12 protein-coding genes are annotated in these 14783 nt (G+C 40.7%); 9 read left to right on the top strand and 3 right to left on the bottom strand.

All coding sequences use genetic code 11. The annotated features are described in order from the left end of the window. Window positions 1-220 precede the first annotated feature (220 nt). From FD723_RS06510 to FD723_RS06495, 4 genes are all read left to right on the top strand, one after another. On the top strand, window positions 221-1450 hold the full coding sequence (locus FD723_RS06510; RefSeq protein WP_179064590.1) for a tetratricopeptide repeat protein: 1230 nt from the start codon (window positions 221-223) through the stop codon (window positions 1448-1450). Window positions 1451-1497: 47 nt separating this feature from the next. Then, the gene (gene cobA, locus FD723_RS06505) at window positions 1498-3087 is read left to right on the top strand and encodes a uroporphyrinogen-III C-methyltransferase (protein ID WP_179069054.1); all 1590 of its coding nucleotides are present in this window, start codon (window positions 1498-1500) and stop codon (window positions 3085-3087) included. 15 nt (window positions 3088-3102) lie between these two features. Next, a complete protein-coding gene (coaE, locus tag FD723_RS06500; protein WP_179064589.1) occupies window positions 3103-3693 on the top strand; it encodes a dephospho-CoA kinase in 591 nt (196 codons plus the stop codon). 504 nt (window positions 3694-4197) lie between these two features. Beyond that, the gene (locus FD723_RS06495) at window positions 4198-4470 is read left to right on the top strand and encodes a hypothetical protein (protein WP_256875094.1); all 273 of its coding nucleotides are present in this window, start codon (window positions 4198-4200) and stop codon (window positions 4468-4470) included. Window positions 4471-4833: 363 nt separating this feature from the next. Here FD723_RS06495 and FD723_RS06490 read toward each other — a convergent pair whose 3' ends face one another. Continuing rightward, a complete protein-coding gene (locus FD723_RS06490) occupies window positions 4834-5199 on the bottom strand; it encodes a DOPA 4,5-dioxygenase family protein (protein ID WP_179064587.1) in 366 nt (121 codons plus the stop codon). A 274-nt stretch (window positions 5200-5473) separates the two neighbouring features. Beyond that, complete coding sequence (locus FD723_RS06485) at window positions 5474-6010, bottom strand: universal stress protein (protein ID WP_179069053.1); 537 nt, start codon at window positions 6008-6010, stop codon at window positions 5474-5476. Between the two features lie 272 nt (window positions 6011-6282). Here FD723_RS06485 and hetL point away from each other — a divergent pair, with 272 nt between their 5' ends. Both hetL and FD723_RS06475 read left to right on the top strand, forming a co-directional pair. Beyond that, complete coding sequence (gene hetL, locus FD723_RS06480; protein WP_179064586.1) at window positions 6283-6996, top strand: heterocyst differentiation pentapeptide repeat protein HetL; 714 nt, start codon at window positions 6283-6285, stop codon at window positions 6994-6996. A 124-nt stretch (window positions 6997-7120) separates the two neighbouring features. Beyond that, a complete protein-coding gene (locus tag FD723_RS06475) occupies window positions 7121-7918 on the top strand; it encodes a class I SAM-dependent methyltransferase (RefSeq protein WP_179064585.1) in 798 nt (265 codons plus the stop codon). A 319-nt stretch (window positions 7919-8237) separates the two neighbouring features. Here FD723_RS06475 and FD723_RS06470 read toward each other — a convergent pair whose 3' ends face one another. Next, window positions 8238-8645 carry a hypothetical protein gene (locus FD723_RS06470; protein WP_179064584.1) on the bottom strand — a complete coding sequence of 136 codons (408 nt, stop codon included), beginning with the start codon at window positions 8643-8645 and terminating at the stop codon, window positions 8238-8240. Window positions 8646-9037: 392 nt separating this feature from the next. On the opposite strand from FD723_RS06470, the gene FD723_RS06465 reads away from it, so the two are divergent. From FD723_RS06465 to FD723_RS06455, 3 genes are all read left to right on the top strand, one after another. Continuing rightward, window positions 9038-9736, top strand: a complete 699-nt coding sequence (locus FD723_RS06465) for a DUF305 domain-containing protein (protein WP_218651802.1) — start codon at window positions 9038-9040, stop codon at window positions 9734-9736. 281 nt (window positions 9737-10017) lie between these two features. Continuing rightward, window positions 10018-11634, top strand: coding sequence for an efflux RND transporter periplasmic adaptor subunit (locus FD723_RS06460; RefSeq protein WP_179064582.1), 1617 nt, complete (start codon window positions 10018-10020; stop codon window positions 11632-11634). Beyond that, window positions 11634-14750, top strand: a complete 3117-nt coding sequence (locus tag FD723_RS06455) for an efflux RND transporter permease subunit (protein ID WP_179064581.1) — start codon at window positions 11634-11636, stop codon at window positions 14748-14750. Before FD723_RS06460 ends, FD723_RS06455 begins: the two co-directional genes overlap by 1 nt. The last annotated feature ends 33 nt before the right edge of the window (window positions 14751-14783 follow it).

Raw genomic sequence — 14783 nt, 5'->3', positions numbered from 1 at the left:
CTTATAATTTGTGCTATAACCCCGCCAAAGCTACGCTTTTGCCAAGCAAAGAGGGGCTAGTACAAGAAGGCAAAAGTAAAAAGAAAGAATGCTTATTTTGTAAGCTTTCTGGCTACTTTAAATGGGTGGTTTATTTACGCCGTGTTGTACTAGGGTATTTTGTGATGGCAATTAGCCGAACTTGATATTAAATGTAAAGCAAGCAGGTAAGGTAAGAAAAATGCTGAAAAACAACAATCTACTGGTAGCAGCTATTATCTGCTTGTGTTTGAGTAATGGAAATACTGCCTTTGGTAAAGATGTTGGCGTTGTTTTAGCAAAAATTTCAGACTCAGATCGAGCAGCACTTCCTCAGAACAAAAACGCAGCGGCTAGCTTTGAGCAAGGAAATAATCTTTATAAACAAGGAGATTTAAAAGGAGCAGAGGCGGCTTTTCGGAAGGCAATTGAACTACAACCAAACTTTGCACAAGCTTATATTGGTTTAGGAAATACTCTCGACGATCAAGGTAAACCACAAGAAGCGATCGCACAATACAAAAAAGCCATTAGCCTCGATCCTCAAGATTCTGGAGCATACTTTAATTTGGGTTTGACTTTAGCGAGAGTGGATCAATTAGAAGCAGCGATCGCACAATACAAAAAAGCCATTAGCATCGAACCCAAGTATCCTGAAGCTCACTATAACTTAGGAAATGCTCTCTACGCTCAAGGTAAGCTCACAGAAGCAATTACCGAATATACCCAAGCCATTAGCCTCAAACCAGATTATGCCCCAACTTACGCACGTTTGGGAACTGTTTTATACGATCAAGGCAAACTAGAAGAAGCGATCGCACAATACAAAAAAGCCATTAGCCTTGATCCCAAGTATGCAGACGCTCACTATTACTTAGGGAACGCTTTGTACGCTCAGGGAAAACCAACAGAAGCAGTGGCAGAATATACAGCAGCCATTAGCTTCGATCCGAAAAATCCAGCAGGTTATAACGCTTTGGGAAATGCTCTATACGATCAAGGCAAGCTAGAAGATGCGATCGCACAATACAAAAAAGCTATAAGTTTCAATCCCAAGTATGCAGACGCTCATTATAATTTAGCAAGTGCTTTATACGCTCAAGAACAGTTACCCGAAGCTATCGCCGAATATACTCAAGCGATTCGGCTCGATCCGAAACATGCACAAGCTTACACGGGTTTGGGAAATGCGATGGACGATCAAGGTAAGCCACAAGAAGCGATCGCACATTACAAAAAAGCTATTAGTCTCGTACCCAACTATGCTTATGCTTACTATAATTTAGCCATAACTTTGGGCAGAGAAAAACAGCTAGAAGAAGCGATTTTAAATTTCAAAAAAGCCAGAGAGTTATTCCAAGCAGAAGAAAATAAGGAGATGGTTGAGCAAGTCGATCAGCTCATTCAAAAAATTAATACGCGAACGAATTGAATAAAGGGGATTGGGGAAGAAGAACTATTGACAAATGACAAATGATTGTGAATCAAGAAAAGGGGAAAGTCTACCTTGTAGGTGCTGGGCCTGGAGATGTGGCATACCTGACAGTAAAGGCTTACAATCTTTTAGCTGCTGCTCAGGTGTTAGTCTACGATGCTTTAGTAGATGCTCAATTATTGCAGTGCGTACCAGATGATTGTCTGAAGTTGGATGTTGGTAAACGCGGTGGTAAACCCAGTACAAGCCAAGCAGAGATTAATAAGTTACTTGTAACGCACTGTCAGCAAGGTAAACAAGTTGTACGGCTCAAATCAGGCGATCCATTAATTTTTGGGCGTTCCACTTCTGAAATTGAAGCGTTGACAGCATCCGATTGTGATTTTGAACTAATACCAGGAATTTCTTCAGCCCTTGCAGCACCTTTGTTAGCAGGAATTCCCCTGACAGATCCGGTTTTAAGCCGCGCTTTTGCAGTATTGACAGCGCACGAACCAGAGGTTTTAGATTGGGAGGCACTCTCACGCTTAGAGACACTGGTAATTTTGATGGGAGGGCAGCATCTAGCAGAGATTGTAGATCAACTGATGCGGCACGGGCGATCGCACTTAACACCCATTGCCATCATCCGTTGGGCGGGAACTCCTAATCAACAAATTTGGACAGCGCAACTAGGCAATATTTGGGAACAAACCATCGGATTATCACTTTCTCCGGCGGTAATTGTGATTGGCGAAGTTGTTGGGCTACGCAAGTACTTACAACCTGAGAAAATAGATTGTCAGGATTCGACTACAGCCAAAACTTTTAGCCCCCCTGCTATGTCAAGCAACTTCTCCCGATCTCCCCTTACTGGTAAAATAATCTTAGTGACACGTTCAGTTAGCCAGTCGAGTCAATTTAGCGATCGCCTGATCGCATTAGGTGCAACAGTCATCGAAATGCCTACCTTAGAAATCGGCCCGCCTTCCACTTGGGAAGCTTTGGATCGTGCGATCGCTCATTTATCTGACTTCGACTGGTTAATTCTCACTTCTACCAATGGCATAGACTACTTTTTTGAAAGGCTAAATGCCCAAGGTAAAGATACCCGTGCCTTAGCAGGTGTCAAAATTGCCGTTGTTGGTGAGAAAACAGCCCAAAGTCTCAAACAACGCTCTCTGCAAGCAGATTTTATTCCCCCCAATTTTGTTGCCGATTCTTTAGTAGAAAATTTCCCAGAGCAACTGGATGGTAAAACGGTTTTATTTCCCAGAGTTGAAAGCGGTGGAAGGGAAGTTTTAGTTAAAGAATTAACCATCAAGGGAGCAAAGGTAATAGAAGTTGCTGCATATCAATCTTGTTGTCCTAGTAGTATTCCACGTGCCGCAGAGTTAGCTCTGCAAAACCGCAAGGTAGACGTGATTACCTTTGCCAGTTCTAAAACTGTGCAATTTTTCTGTGAGCTTACTAACAATATATTTTCCCACAACTCTGATGCTAGCCAATTCTTAGAGGGCGTTTGTATTGCCTCTATCGGCCCCCAAACCTCCAAAACTTGCCATACTTTATTCGGACGTGTGGATGTAGAAGCTGAAGAATATACTTTAGATGGTTTAACCCAAGCACTGATCAGATGGGCGACAAATTCTTAGATGAGGCAATCCCCAATGCCTAAACGTCTAATCGGCTTAACTGGAGGTATTGCCACAGGCAAAACCACTGTCACCAATTATTTAGCTAGCGTTTATAATCTGCCTATTTTGGATGCAGATATTTATGCTAGAGAAGCAGTATCTTTAGGTTCGCCGATTCTGGGTGCGATCGCCGGGCGTTACGGCGAACAAATTTTACTACCCGATGGCAGCCTCAACCGCCAAAAGCTAGGCGAAATTATCTTTAATCGTCAAGATGAACGCAACTGGATAGACAATTTGATTCACCCTGACGTGCGCGATCGCTTCCTCAAAGCAATTGCCCAGTCTTCCTCACAAATATTGGTGTTAGTAGTGCCTCTATTATTTGAAGCTGGGATGACTGATTTAGTTACAGAAATCTGGGTAGTGCGTTGTTCTCAAGAGCAACAATTACAAAGATTGATACAGCGAAACCATTTAAATAGACAGCAGGCACAAGCTAGGATTAATAGCCAATTATCTATCGAAGAAAAAGTGGCTCATGCAGATGTCGTTTTAGATAACTCCTCCACCCTAGAAGTATTACTGAAGCAGGTAGATGTAGCCCTACAAACCCACAAGTAGATACTAAATACTATTTATATTAAAAAATATACATAAACGACATTTTCAAGAGACAAAAATTTTATAATATAGTTAAGTAACCTGAGTTCGGGTTAAGCCAGAAGCTAAAAAGCTTATTCTGTCAGGATTGAATAAAACTGGAATTGATCAAAGCAGGGATAAAAGTGGAATCATTTTGTCAATAAGGTTTACAAATGAAACTAATCTCAGCAATATGTGTTATTGACAATAGATGAAAACAGAGCTTTAGACCGAACAACGATAATTCAAGGCTTTTGAGGATTTCTTATCCCGAACTCAGGTTAAGTAATAAACACTCATATCTCACAACACTTTATCCAAGAATTAAGTGGTTTTACAGTTGAATTTACGGTTAAAATTACCGTAAGTTTAAGTGAGTTAACTTGATGAATTATCAGTTCTACTTTTTAATTTTTATTAAGTGCCTTCTCTTCAATTAGGATAGGTATGAACTTAAGTTTTAGTTTTTTAAATAAATTATCTTTGGTTATCTCTTCAGTTGCAAAATTAAAACAGAAGAATAGAATACACGATTACAGTCAACAAATTTGGGGAAGCGACTACGTATTTGAGCGCCTCAACGAAGGAATGATTGGCTACATGACTGGAGTAGGGACAGGCATCAAACCTTGCGATCGTATTATCTTACGAGAAGGTTGTGAATCTTATCAATATCAAGTTGAAGAAATTGATTACTATTCCGATCCATCTGATATGTGGATAGCTTTACTCAAGCAAGTAAGTAGGCAAGAATAGCAAGAATAACTATTTATTGCGTATGTAGAACACGACAATACTACATATCTCTTAGAAAATGACTCCTCTTGCAATCTCTACAAGAGGAGTCATTTTCTGCTAGACTTAGCTTAAGGAAAGTGAATTAAATAAGATGGAAAACCTCATCCTGTCTTCTAGCCTCCTTCTCCTTTATAAGGAGAGGGATTGAGGGTAAGGTAAACCAGTTGACATAAATTGTATGTTATTTAATTCTTATTTCTAAGTATAGGCTGAAACTTATATTTACCCTGAAATTGGACTTTATTAATCACAATAGAAAAAGTTTCACGCCCCAGTCCAGAACTTTTACTCAATAAAGTAGGTTAGTTCTCTTAAGTTCTCTTAATTAGATGAAGTTAAACTAACCTGTCGAAGAAACTCAATATTCAAATCTAGCTTTTTTCCTAACCATAAAGAATGCTCCGTATGATCTGAGACAGCATCGCCTGTATTTGGGTGGACAAGAATATCCAATCCCTCACGATTGAGCATTAACCAAGGAACGACTCGATCGAATTGATTCGGTAAGAAAGCAACTTGATACATCCCTTGTGGGTGAGGCCCGATGGGGTGGTCAAACCAGCGTCCGAGTTGCACATCAAACCTAGCGCCCAATCCTTCACGTACACGCGCAGCTACATCCTGACTTGCAGTATCGAAGTAAACATGAGCGTGAAAACCAGCGATCTCTATAGTATCTTCTTTCATAGATCCACTTTTCGCTCTCAATTCTAAATTTTGGGTAGTGGACTTTTTCTTTCTTACTGAAAAAGCGATCAATCAATTCTATCCCAATACCGTGCAGTTAAAGATAGATTGTGGAAATTGGACTCACAGAGGTTATCGATTGAGGTAACTAGTAGTTTATGTCATTAGTTTTGATGGGCTGCTAGATCCCCGACTTCTTCAATAAGTCGGGGATCTGAACACCACTAACCTCTCAAAACTTTTGAGACAGACTATTAGGCTGACAAAGTAGTATTTAGTTGACGCTGAAAGCGCTTGTAGTTTCTTTGACAACCTCATCTATTTTAGGAGTAACTGAAAGATGTACAATATGCACTGAACAAGGAGCATGGTGAAGAACGTAGTTACTTACACTACCGAGAAATAGTTCCATCAGCCCAGAACGACCCCGACGCCCCATAACAATTAGATCAGCACCATAACTATGGGCTAAATCACAAACAACCCGGCCAGGATTACCAACATTTTGCGTAAATTCTGTAGTGATACCTGCTGTGTTAGCTTGGGCACAGAAAGATTGCAACATCTGGATTCCTAGATTTTTAAAGGTATCCCACTGCTTTTGGTATAACTCAAAGCTTTGACTACTCAATCCTGGATAGTAGTCCATATTAGACAACATCGGTACGTAAGGACTACCCTCTTCTTCAGGAGATAGGACATGCAGTAGCATTAAACTAGCTTGTGTTAACTTTGCTAAACCCAACGCTTCATCAAAAACCTGTTGCCCTACTTCTGAGCGATCTAATGCAACTAGAATCTTTTTAAACATCATAATAGACCTCCGATTTTATTGATAATTGGTCTTTACGGTTTCGGTTTTCCAGATGCCGGATTGTCAAGAACGATCAATCCCTCAACTATGTTTAGCGATTTTTGAATTTCAAATTTATTAAATTTTTTCGCCTCATATTTATCTTTATAACAAAAGAATTTGAGGAACTTGTGAGGAAAGCAATTTATTTATCTTTGACGAGCAAGTGCTAAAATTACTCCACTGTTATTTAGTTAATTAAGGAAATATCAACAAGGCTAAAACACATTATGGATGTAGATGAAATTCTCAAACGCTATGATGCCGGAGAAAGAAACTTTCAGGGAGTAAATCTGCAAGAAGCAGAGCTAACCAATGCAAACCTCAGAGGTGCGGATTTTAGCAATGCCGATTTACGTCAGACACGGCTGGGTAAAACCAACTTTAACCAAGCATGTCTGCGAGAAGCAAACCTAAGTGAAGCAATTCTGTGGGGAATAGACTTAAGTGAGGCAGACTTGTATGGTGCTATTCTTCGTGAGGCTGATTTGACCGGTGCAAAGCTAGTTCAGACACGTCTAGAAAAAGCCAACTTAATCAAAGCTAGTTTATGTGGTGCTAATTTAAATAGTGCAAACCTCTCTGGTTCCCTACTATTTGAAGCAGATTTACGTCCCAGTTCCAATCAACGCACAGATTTGGGATATGCAGCTTTAACTGGAGCAGATTTAAGCTACGCCGATCTCAGAGCTGCTTCATTGCATCATGCAAATTTAGATGGAGCAAAGCTATGTCGGGCAAATCTGAGTCTGACAATACAATGGGGAGATTTAGCAACGGATTTAAGTGGAGCTAGCTTGCAAGGAGCAGATTTGAGCTATACAAATCTAAATAGCGCTATTTTGCGAAAGGCTAATCTGCAAGGAGCAGACTTAACTGGAGCAATTCTCACTGACGTTGATTTCCAGGGAGCGATTATGCCCGATGGTACAGTTCATGATTGAAGTTTAGTGTGTAAAGGAACAGGGAACAGAAGCAAATAGATGTGTACTGAGTTTTTTCAAAAATCAGATACGATTTCTACATAATATATTCACTGTTTGAAGAATTAATGAAAAACTTAAACAAATGGCTGTTTATGAGCAAATTGGCAAAGGCTATGATTTGACTCGTCGGGCTGACCCTGACATTGCTGACCAATTAGCTGTTCACCTCCAAATCAAATCAAATTCCTCATATCTCGATGTGGGATGTGGCACAGGAAATTACACGCTAGCTTTAGCAAAACATGGTGGTATTTGGCATGGAATAGACCAGTCAAAGCAGATGATTGATGTTGCTATGAATAAGAGTAAATTTGTAGCTTGGCAAGTTGCCGAAGCTGAAACTTTACCTTATGCTGATGAGATTTTTTCAGGTGTGCTATGCACTCTAGCAATACATCATTTTGCTGCATTAACTCCTGTTTTTCAGGAGATTTACCGTGTGTTGATGGGTGGTAATTTGGTATTGTTTACTGCTACACCAGAGCAAATGAGCCAATATTGGTTAGTCGAATATTTTCCAGAGGCTATATATAAATCTGCTGAACAGATGCCAAGTTTAGAAAATATCAGATTTACTCTCAATGAGGCAGGTTTTAATTCAGTAAATATCAAACCTTATTCTATTTCAGAAAACTTACAAGACCTATTCTTATATAGTGGTAAATATCGTCCTGAAATATATTTAGATAAAAATGTCCGATCTGGAATTTCGACGTTTGCTTTGCTAGCTTCTGCGGATGAAATCGCCACCGGGTGTCAAAAGCTCGCAGCAGATATTAATACAGGACGCATTACTGAGATTGTCAATAAATATGAAAACAATCACGGAGATTATTTATTTGTAATTGCCGATAAAGTAGTAAATAGAGCTAATACATGAGGGACTGACAAATAAAAAATATCCAATTACAGTGGTTTTCATGTATTTGAACTTAAAGCAAGTCTAGAACTAGCTTTTAGATTGCCTCGTTCCCAGTCGGAGACTGGGAATGCTCGTCTTCGAGGCTCCGCCTCTCGAACTCGCGGCAGAGCCGCTTTTGAGTTGCATTTCCAGCCGGAGGCTGGAAACGAGGTTTTAGAGGAGTTTTAGCTTAAATTGACACCAATGAGCAATGCTGTGCCCCTACTACGTGGGGTGGTATGGCGGGCAAGATGCCCACCCCACAATATTGGATGATTTATTTCTTGGAGTTCCCTAATTAAATTACTCCTGGCCCTCTACCCCGATTGTCACTATTTTCTGTTAACTTGCCTTCCTCGTCCTGATTAATTTCTCCGAGTTCTTCAATACGTTCTGCTCTCTCTTCTGCTGCTTGTTGGCGTGCATCGCCTGGCTGTTCGTAGTAAATTTCTGGTTCAACTGCATAGTTGTTCAACAAACCTTCTTTGTCCACAGTATAGCCATCAGTTGTGCGTATACTTTCTGGATCGGTTTGGTCATCGGTTGAGGCATCTGCCTCCCCTTCTTCTGTGGGGAGTGTTTTATACTTATTTCCTTCTCTTTCAATGCGAGCGGCTGTTTCTGCTGGAATAATACCGCGATCGTAAGTATCTACTTCAGCCCGATCAGACGAATCTATACCTTTCTTAACTGCTTCATTAGCCATAATTTATGTCCTCGTTAAAGAATCTATTAAATAAGTTCAACAACTAGATTAGGTTGTTTTTTATCTCCGAACTACTATCTTTAGAAGTGATTTAAAATTAAATATAATGTTATGTTCTCTATCTTTTGAGGTATCAAAAAGATAATTTTTAAGCAAAAACACACCATGCCCTGGCCTATACAGACAAAATCCAAGGAGGTGGGTTTCAAATTCTTTAAGTCCGCGTAGCCGCGATTTCTAATCGCCTGGTATATTTGCTTTCGTTGAGATGCTTCCCTGCCTGACAGACTACTAGATACCCAACTTTTCATCTTGAGATTTCATCCTAATTTCACTTCTGGCTGCCAAGCTAAGAAGTAAATATAGAATTAGGAAACTATTATATGAGACTTATGCAACTGCTATCTTTGAGGAATGGCTTTTTAGCATTAACCTTTAGTGCGATCGCTTCAACTGGTGGGTTAATGACAGGTTGTACTAGTGCTGCTTCCCAGATCCAAAGCCAAGCGCCAGAGGGAAACACCACCAATGCTAACGATAAGCAGATGATGAACCACGGTAGTGGCATGATGAATCACAGCATGAGAATGGATTTAGGCCCAGCCGATGCTAATTTTGATTTAAGATTTATCGACGCCATGATACCCCACCATCAAGGGGCTGTGGAAATGGCGAATGTTGCACAGCAGAAATCAAAACGTCCTGAAATCAAAAAATTAGCAGACAACATCATCAAATCACAAAACCAAGAAATCACTCAGATGAAGCAGTGGCGACAAGCTTGGTATCCCAAGGCGGGAGATAAACCAATGGCTTATAACAGCCAAATGGGGCACATGATGGAAATGTCATCTGACCAAATGAAAGCCATGATGATGAGTCAAGATTTAGGTGCGGCTGATGCTGAGTTTGATTTGCGCTTTATCAATGCGATGATTCCTCACCACCAAGGGGCTGTAACAATGGGGCAAGATGCCTTGAGTAAGTCTAAGCGCCCTGAAATCAAGAAATTAGCCCAAGAAATTGTTAAAGCTCAAGAGATAGAAATTAAAGAAATGCAACAATGGCGAAAAGCTTGGTACAACAAGTAATTCGTAATTCGGGATAGGTGTTTGGTTATTTCAGGAGCGATGTTTACGACGGGCTACACCCAATACGGTTCGGATAAGCATTTTTCACTTTCCTTGTGGTCTGGGGAATGGGGAAGGGTTAAAGGATGTATTCAAAACCTTTCCCCTTTAACCGAACCGTATTGGGGCTACACCTATGCAACCCAATTTCATCCTAATTTCATTTCTCAATGAAAGACTGGGTAGTGAAACCGAACCATTGTATTTTCTCTGCTTCTGTATCCAAAGAATTTGTGATAGCGATGCCTAACTCCTATTCCCAGGCATTTACAGCTATTCGCTGTGTTTCTGGGACATTTTTCAGTGTTTTGTTACTTGCTAGTCCCGCAGTTGTTTTAGCTCACGCCGGACACGGAAATGAGTTTCAAGGAGGAAGTGAAACAACAGGTGCTACTAATTCTATTCAAGTTGATGCCGAAACATCTAAACGGCTAGGAATTAAAGTTGAACCTGTCAAACGCCAGCAGCTAGCTGTTGGGATTAAAACTACTGGACAGATTGAAACTCTACCTAGCCAAAAAGTGGAAGTAAATACGCCAATTTCTAAAGCAAAAGTGGTTGAGTTATTGGTGGAACCTGGTGTTATGGTCAAAAAAGGTCAACCAGTTGCTATTTTATTCAGTCCTGAACTAGTGGAAATGCGGGTTAATTCTCAGGAAAAGCTTGCTCAAGGTCAGGCTGATTTACAGCAAGCGCAGGCTGATTTAAGGCTAGCTGAACAAAACCGCGATCGCTATCAACAAATAGCCGCAGCTGAAATAGCTCAAGCACAGAGTCAAGTGGCTTATGCTGAAGAAAAGTTTAACCAAGATCAACGGTTAGTTAATGCTGGCGCTTTACCACGTCGTAATGCTCTTGAATCCGAAACTCAGTTAGCTCAAGCCAAAGCAGACCTTGCGAAAGCTGCTAGTCGTCGGGACGTTATTGAGGCAGAAAATCAGCTAAAACGCGCTGATTCCGCCGTTCAGGTCGCAAAATCTCGTATCCGACTAAGTAATAGTATTTATCAAACTCGGCTTTCTCAATTGGGAACCCGCGCCAATACTCAAGGACTTGTTACCGTGACATCTCCAATTTCCGGCAAAGTTGCCGACAGGGAAGTTACCCTCGGTCAATCATTTGAGGATGCAGGTGGGAAGTTGATGACAATTATCAATGACAGTCGCGTTTTTGCCACCGCGAATATTTATGAAAAAGATTTGAATCAGGTAAGAAATGGTCAACAGGTAAGGGTCAAAGTTGCTTCCATACCTAAGAGTACCTTCATCGGACGAATTACCCGAATTGGTTCTGTGGTGGAAGGGGAAACGCGAGTCGTACCGGTGCAAGCTGAACTAAAGAATTCTGGTGGAGTGCTAAAACCAGGAATGTTTGCAGAATTAGAAGTTGTTACAAACCAAGTATCACCAGCCATATTAGCAATTAAGAGCGCGGCTGTAGTTGAAGCCAATGGCAAACAACAGGTTTATGTACAAAATGGCAACGCCTATCAGCCTATTGAAGTTACTTTAGGTCAAACCTTTGGGGATATGGTTGAGGTCAAAACTGGCTTATTCGAGGACGATTTGATCGTGACAGTGCGATCGCCTCAACTTTATGCTCAGTCTTTGCGTGGTAATACTAAGCCAAAAGTAGACGAACACCCGGAAACCCCTATACAGGCTACAAGAGAGCCAGCATTACTGGCAGCAGGAGCAGCATTAGCCGCGATCGCTTTTATCGCAGGTGCTTTTTGGTCTAGTCGTCGCACCAATCAACTTCAACTAGCCAGTTCTATACAAGTAGATCCATCAGAAGAATGGGTTGATAATCATCGGACAGCGAGTGAAGATTCAGAAATTAAGATTCAGAAAGAATAATGCTGAGTGCGATTATTAAATGGGCGATCGCCCGTCGTTGGTTAGTTATCCTGGGTGCAGTTGTCCTAACACTTTGGATATTTCGGACAATTATTCAAATGCCGTTGGATGTTTTCCCTACCTTTGCACCACCCCAAGTTGAAATTCAAACTGAAGCACCAGGATTAGCACCAGAAGAAGTTGAATCTTTAGTAACTTTACCAATTGAAAGCGCAATTAACGGTACTCCAGGAGTAACAGCAGTACGTTCTTCTAGTGCGTCAGGAGTCTCCGTTGTTAAAGTAATTTTTAATTGGGGAAGCGATATCTATCAAGCTCGCCAATTGGTAACAGAGCGATTACAACAAAGTTCTGGTAAGCTTCCTGAAGGAGTGGAAACGCCGCAAATTTCCCCTACCAGTTCCCCCATCGGTACTGTACTGGAATACGCCTTTACTTCTGAAAACACTCCTTTGATGGAAGTACGGCGCATTGTCGATTGGCAAGTAACAAATCACCTTTTAGCTGTTCCAGGTGTTAGCCAGGTTGTAGCCTATGGTGGCGATACTCGCCAATATCAAGTATTAATTGATCCAGATAAGTTACAAGCCTTTAATGTCACTTTAGAAGATGTGCAGGAAGCCGTATCTGCTGCCAATGTTAATGCACCGGGCGGTTATTTAATTACCCGCGATCGCGAAAAATTAATTCGAGGTATTGGACGGATTGAATCTATTGAAGACTTACAACAGTCAGTAATTACTGCCCGCAATGGTACACCTGTAAAAATATCTGATGTCGCTGATGTCCAAATTGGTGCAGCTATCAAACGGGGTGATGGCAGTTTTAACGGTCAAAAGGCAATTATTGTGATGATTAATAAACAGTCTCAAGCCGATACTCCTACTGTTACCCGTGCCATAGAAGCGGCGATGTCAGAAGTAAAATCTGGCTTACCCAAAGATATTAATATAACTCCTACATTCCGACAAGAAAACTATATTGATTCTTCAATTGACAATGTTCGAGAAGCTTTGACTGAAGGCAGTATTATTGTTGCACTTATCCTGATTCCATTTTTGATGAATTGGCGGAATCTAGCTGTTTGCTTAACTACCCTACCCTTATCTTTATTAATAGGATTACTATTGCTAAATTGGCTAGGACAAGGTTTAAATACTATGACCTTAGGAGGATTAGCAGTATCAATTGGTTCAGCCGTTGATGATGCCATTGTCGATGCCGAAAACGTCTATCGTAACCTGCGAGAGAATAAATACTCTTCCAACCCATCCCCAGTTTTAGATGTGGTATTTTACGGTTGTCAAGAGGTGCGTGATTCACTTTTTGGAGGTACTATAATCACCCTAGTTGTCTTCTCTCCAGTTTTTGCTTTAGCTGGTGTAGAAGGTAGTATTTTTATCCCAATGGGATTAGGCTATATAGCGGCAGTTATCGGTTCTAGTATCACAGCGTTGACAGTAACTCCGGCATTATGTGCAATCTTATTACCTTATGGTAACTTGCCAGAAAAGGAGCCTTGGATTGCAAGATTTTTTAAGAAGCTTTATCATCCTCTCTTAGCATTTTCTATACGACATTCTGCAATTATTTTAACCTTAGCTGCTGCCAGTTTAGTAGCGGCTGCTGTGATTGCTCCCTCTTTTGGAAGAGTATTTTTACCAGAATTTCAAGAACAGACTTTAGTGAATACCCTCACTCTTTATCCTGGTGTATCTTTGGAAGCTACCAATGCAGCGGGAGAAGCAATTCAAGACGCGCTGAAGGGAGACTCTAGATTTCCTTATGTACAGTTGCGTTCTGGACGTGCGCCTGGTGATGCAGATGCAGCAGGGGTAAATTTCGGACATTTGGATATCGAGTTGAGCAAAGCAGCGATGGAAGATAGGGAGAAAACTATTAAAAAGCTGCGGGAAGAGTTTGCTAAATTACCAGGGGTAGCACCGAATATTGGTGGTTTTATCTCTCACCAAATGGATGAAGTTTTGTCTGGTGTGAGAAGTGCGATCGCTGTTAAAATTTTCGGTTCAGAATTAGAACAACTCCGCATCATTGGCAGCCAAGTAAATGAAGTAATGAAAACCGTTAATGGGATTGTTGATTTACAACTTGAGCCTCAAATACCAGTCGAACAAATACAAATTAAGCTCAACCGTCAAGCTGCTTCTCGATATGGTTTAACAGCAGGAAAACTTTCTAAAATTATTGAAACTGCTCTCAACGGAAAAGTAGTTTCTCAAGTTTTGGAGAAACAACAAACTTTTGACTTAGTTGTGTGGTTAAAACCAGATGCACGTCAAAGTTTGGATACCATTGGCAATTTATTAGTTGATACTCCTAGTGGTCAAAAAATTCCTCTATCACAAGTTGCCATAATTAACAATGGCACAGGTTCAAATACGATTAACCGGGAAAATGTTTCCCGCTTGATTGTTGTTTCTGCTAATGCTAACGGTAGAGATTTGCGTTCCATTGTCAACGAAATTCGAGACAAAGTTAACCAACAAGTGCATCCTCCGTCTGGTTACTATATTCAATATGCAGGGCAATTTGAGGCGCAAGAACGAGCCACTCAGAATATCTTGATTTCCAGTGCGATCGCCTTTGTTGTCATTACAGTAATTATGTATCTTTCAGTCAAATCTATCCCTTCTACCATCATGATTATGATTAACTTACCTTTGGCATTGGTGGGAGGAGTATTTTCAGTAGCTTTAACAAACGGAGTGATTTCTATTGCTTCCTTAGTTGGCTTTATCACTCTATTTGGAGTTGCCACTCGTAACGGTTTACTACTCGTAGATAATTACAATACCAAATTTACTGAAAGGATGCCTCTTAAAGAAGTGCTTATTAAAGGTTCAATGGAACGGCTTAACGCTATTTTGATGACAGCTTTCACCTCAGCTTTGGGGTTAGCACCATTAGTAGTTGACAGTGGGCCTGGTAAAGAAATTTTGCAACCCCTTTCGATAGTAGTTTTGGGCGGCTTATTTACCTCTACAGCATTAACTCTGTTAGTTATTCCAGCTTTGTATTCTCAGTTTAGGAAGTTTTTGGTTCCTAAAAATACTATGCTTTTACAAAATCTTGATGTAGCCAAATACCCAGTATAATGAATAAGATTTTCTATTTTTTACGTCTTAGCT

It is taken from the genome of Nostoc sp. C052 (genome assembly GCF_013393905.1).
In the GTDB taxonomy this organism is placed as follows: Bacteria; Cyanobacteriota; Cyanobacteriia; order Cyanobacteriales; family Nostocaceae; genus Nostoc.
Note: the sequence above shows the minus strand (reverse complement) of the source record. Positions and strands in the feature narration are given on the sequence as shown.

What these genes read in the sequence shown, in the direction of transcription:
- FD723_RS06455 (WP_179064581.1), top strand. Translation starts at nt 11,634, where the DNA reads ATGCTGAGTGCGATTATTAAATGGGCGATCGCCCGTCGTTGGTTAGTT.
- hetL (WP_179064586.1), top strand. Translation starts at nt 6,283, where the DNA reads ATGGATGTAGATGAAATTCTCAAACGCTATGATGCCGGAGAAAGAAAC.
- FD723_RS06490 (WP_179064587.1), bottom strand. Translation starts at nt 5,199, where the DNA reads ATGAAAGAAGATACTATAGAGATCGCTGGTTTTCACGCTCATGTTTAC.
- FD723_RS06465 (WP_218651802.1), top strand. Translation starts at nt 9,038, where the DNA reads ATGCAACTGCTATCTTTGAGGAATGGCTTTTTAGCATTAACCTTTAGT.
- coaE (WP_179064589.1), top strand. Translation starts at nt 3,103, where the DNA reads ATGCCTAAACGTCTAATCGGCTTAACTGGAGGTATTGCCACAGGCAAA.
- FD723_RS06475 (WP_179064585.1), top strand. Translation starts at nt 7,121, where the DNA reads ATGGCTGTTTATGAGCAAATTGGCAAAGGCTATGATTTGACTCGTCGG.
- FD723_RS06510 (WP_179064590.1), top strand. Translation starts at nt 221, where the DNA reads ATGCTGAAAAACAACAATCTACTGGTAGCAGCTATTATCTGCTTGTGT.
- FD723_RS06460 (WP_179064582.1), top strand. Translation starts at nt 10,018, where the DNA reads ATGCCTAACTCCTATTCCCAGGCATTTACAGCTATTCGCTGTGTTTCT.
- FD723_RS06485 (WP_179069053.1), bottom strand. Translation starts at nt 6,010, where the DNA reads ATGTTTAAAAAGATTCTAGTTGCATTAGATCGCTCAGAAGTAGGGCAA.
- FD723_RS06470 (WP_179064584.1), bottom strand. Translation starts at nt 8,645, where the DNA reads ATGGCTAATGAAGCAGTTAAGAAAGGTATAGATTCGTCTGATCGGGCT.